The 3,118-nt window shown below is 68.8% G+C and carries 3 protein-coding genes and 5 pseudogenes (1 of these 8 running past the window's edge); 1 reads left to right on the forward strand and 7 read right to left on the reverse strand.

Annotated elements, in window-relative coordinates:
* The 6 genes and pseudogenes from BN4332_RS35450 to BN4332_RS12150 all read right to left on the reverse strand — a co-directional run.
* Positions 1-2: pseudogene (locus BN4332_RS35450) on the reverse strand (GNAT family N-acetyltransferase) (its annotated part extends 262 nt beyond the left edge of the window); the annotation flags it as partial.
* A 9-nt stretch (positions 3-11) separates the two neighbouring features.
* Positions 12-506, reverse strand: a pseudogene (locus tag BN4332_RS35455) (cysteine hydrolase family protein); the annotation flags it as partial.
* An 89-nt stretch (positions 507-595) separates the two neighbouring features.
* Positions 596-784, reverse strand: a pseudogene (locus BN4332_RS12135) (3'(2'),5'-bisphosphate nucleotidase CysQ); the annotation flags it as partial.
* 39 nt (positions 785-823) lie between these two features.
* Positions 824-1,339, reverse strand: a pseudogene (locus tag BN4332_RS12140) (MFS transporter); the annotation flags it as partial.
* A 2-nt stretch (positions 1,340-1,341) separates the two neighbouring features.
* Positions 1,342-1,491 (reverse strand): annotated as a pseudogene (locus BN4332_RS12145) (nitronate monooxygenase); the annotation flags it as partial.
* Positions 1,491-2,015: a GNAT family N-acetyltransferase gene (locus BN4332_RS12150; protein ID WP_066898671.1), complete on the reverse strand. Its 525-nt coding sequence runs from the start codon at positions 2,013-2,015 to the stop codon at positions 1,491-1,493. The pseudogene BN4332_RS12145 and the gene BN4332_RS12150, both read right to left, overlap by 1 nt.
* Before the next feature lie 55 nt (positions 2,016-2,070).
* Between BN4332_RS12150 and BN4332_RS12155 the strand changes: the two genes are divergently transcribed.
* On the forward strand, positions 2,071-2,454 hold the full coding sequence (locus BN4332_RS12155; RefSeq protein WP_066898672.1) for a VOC family protein: 384 nt from the start codon (positions 2,071-2,073) through the stop codon (positions 2,452-2,454).
* 9 nt (positions 2,455-2,463) lie between these two features.
* On the opposite strand, the gene BN4332_RS12160 is transcribed toward BN4332_RS12155, so the two are convergent.
* On the reverse strand, positions 2,464-2,934 hold the full coding sequence (locus BN4332_RS12160; RefSeq protein WP_066898673.1) for an Rrf2 family transcriptional regulator: 471 nt from the start codon (positions 2,932-2,934) through the stop codon (positions 2,464-2,466).
* Between the last annotated feature and the right edge of the window lie 184 nt (positions 2,935-3,118).

Genomic DNA, 3,118 nt, shown 5'->3' on the forward strand with positions numbered 1-3,118 from the left:
ACCGGTGCGCTGTCGGGGCCGGCCAGCGCGCGGGTCGCGGTGGCGGCGGCCACCACCGTCGGGGCATATCCGAGGTTGAAGGCGCCGCGCGCGGTGGAGTTGACGCACATGTGCGTCATGAACCCGGCGAGCACCAGGTTCGACGCGTTGATCCGCTTCAACCGGTCGTCGAGGTCGGTCTGCACGAACGAGTTGGGGAACTGCTTGACCACCACGGGTTCTCCCTCGCGCGGGGCCACCGATTCGATGATCGCGCCGCTCTCCCCCTCGATGTCATACAGCGAGCCCGGACCGTCGGAGTGCTGGATGTGGATGATCGGAATGCCCGCGCTGCGGGCCCGGTCGAGCAGTTCGGCGGTCTGGTCCAACGCGGCCTGCACCCCTTCGAGCTCCATGATGCCCTGGGTGTAGGTGTTCTGGCAGTCGATGAGAACGAGGGCGGATTCGGCGAGGCGGGCCGGCGCCGCGGGCAGGCTGGCCAGTTCGCGCAGTGTAGGGCGGCTCATTTCGATGAGCGTAGTGGTCCCCCACCCCGTTCAGGCTCCATTGGTGGCACTCCGGGATTGCCGAGCCCCACCGACCGTCCCGAGGCGGACTATCCCGCGGTGACGGCCAGCACGCGGTCGGCCAGCTCGGGCCGGCACACGATCAGGTCGGGCAGCGTGGGATCGGCCGAGTTGTAGATCAGGCGGGAGCCGTCGATGCGGGAGGTGTGCAAGCCTGCCGCCCGGGCCACCGCGACGGGCGCCGCCGAATCCCACTCGTACTGACCGCCCGCGTGCACGNATCCGCCGACCGCGGCGGTGTCAACGTCGGGCCGCGGTCAGCCCCGATGCCCGCTGACGTGCGCGCCCGCGTGCCGCGGTAACCGCACCGTCGCGACCAGGGTCAGCGCCAGCAACCCACCAAGTACCAGGTAGGTCAGCGAGAACGAGCTCAGCTGACTGAACAGCAGCGCCGCCACCGCCACCCCGACCCCGGCCGCCAGCTCCTGCACCGAGGCGTTGAACGTGTTCGCGTGGGTCAGCTCCTCCCCCTCGACGTCGGAGAACGCCAGGCTGTTGTATGCGGTGAATCCGATCGACCGCAGCGCCCCGCTGACATAGAGGACGGCGGCCATCACCACCACCGGAAGGCCGGGCCGCAACCCGGCCAGCACACCGAAACACGCCACCGAGGCCACCCCGTTGACCAGCAGCACGGTGCGGATACCGAACCGGCGCATCAGTGGCGTGGTCGCCGGTTTGATCGTGAGGTTGCCCGCGAACAGCGCCGCCACCATGACGCCTGCGGCCAAGGGCGTCCACCCGAACTCAAGCTGGAATTGCAGCGGCAACAGGNAAGCGCCTCGGCGGTCAGATAGCCGGCGGCCAGGAACCCGAGCCCGCCGGCGTTGCTGCCTGCCGCGGCCAGCTCCGGGGTGGTCGGCCCGCCTGCCATCGGCGCCACGATCACCGGTTGCCGCAGACCGCGAATATCGAATGTGCCCATCACCGCACCGCCTTTCCGAACAACAACACGTCCTGGGGTTCATCACTGATATTGGGGAACAGCCCGTAGCGGGCCAGTCTTCCCTCGAGAGACAGACCACACCGGCGCAGCACTCCCGCCGAGCCGGCATTGTCCACATGGCAGTAGGCCGACACCCGGTACACCGTGGGATCCGGCCGCAGATCGTCGAGTACCAGCGAAACCGCTTCCGACATCAGGCCATGTCCCCACCACTGGCGGGCCAGGCAGTAGCCCAGCTCGACCGCGTGCGGCTGCGGCCGCCGCCGGCCGCACAGCCCGATCACCTCACCGTCGAGTTCGACGAGCCAGGTCTCCTCGTCACCGACGTTGAACAACGCGGTGATGACGCGGCGCGTCTCGGTTACGCCCGAATGCGGACGCCAGGACAGATGACGCGTCACCTGCGGGTCGGTGGCGATGCGGCTGAACAGGACCTCGGCGTCCGAGACCACCGGTGGTCGCAACCGCACCCGCGGACCGGCCAGGATCGTGGGGTTGGGCATGGCCCCATCCTGCACCGTTGCCCCTGTGGCCCGTCCAACGGTTTACTGGACAGGTATGGCTATCACCTTCAACCACACCATCGTCGCCGCGAAGGACCGGCAGGTTTCGGCGGAGTTCCTCACCGAGTTGTTCGGTCTGCCCGCACCGCAGGAGTTCGGGCCGTTTCTCGCCGTGACACTCAATCACGGCGTGAACCTGGACTACGCGCAGGTCGGCGCCGACGACGAAATCCGGCCGCAGCATTACGCATTCCTGGTTTCCGAGGACGAGTTCGACGCGATCTACGGGAAGATCCGCGACCGCAGCATGCAGCACTGGGCCGATCCGCACGGTCAGCACCCGGGCGAGATCAACCACAACGACGGCGGCCGCGGGGTGTACTTCCAGGATCCCTCCGGGCACTACCTGGAGATCATCACCCGGCCCTACGGCGGCTGAGGCCGCCGGCTAACCGTGCCCGCGCTGATGCTCCTGGTCGAGGTAGGCGCCGGCCATCTTCGCGACATGGGCGGGCAGCGCGCCGGCCGCCACGTCGGCCAGGCTGGTCTCCTCCAGCACCGAACGCATGCTGGCCCGTAGCGCACGCCAGACATCGGTCAGCGCCGCCGTCGGGCCGGAGTACGGCAGATCGCCCAGCCCGATGTCACGCACGCTGGCCAGCGGCCCGTCGATGCAACGCAACACGTCGGCGATGCTGATGTCACCGGCCGGTCGGGCCAGCTCATAGCCTCCGTCACGGCCTCGATGGCTGCGGACCAGACGATCGGTACGCAGATCGGACAGGATGTCGACGAGGAACTGCGCCGGAATGCCCTGGGACTTGGCCAGGTCGTCGGTTTTCACCAGCTCGCCCTCACCGACCGTGGCGAGCTGAACCATGGCGCGGACGGCATACTCCGCCTTCGCCGACATCCGCATGCCCTCAGATTGTGCCAGGCCGCTCACCGCCCGCCGGGATGCGGCAAGCGGTGAGCCGTTCCGGCTAATCCGGGATGGCGGACACGTCCGGGACGACGACGGCGAACAGATCGGCCATCGCGGCCAGGCTCGCCGACTGCATGGCCGCGGCGGGCACCGGTGCGCTGTCGGGGCCGGCCAGCGC

Source organism: Mycolicibacterium houstonense (genome assembly GCF_900078665.2).
Lineage (GTDB): Bacteria > Actinomycetota > Actinomycetes > Mycobacteriales > Mycobacteriaceae > Mycobacterium > Mycobacterium houstonense.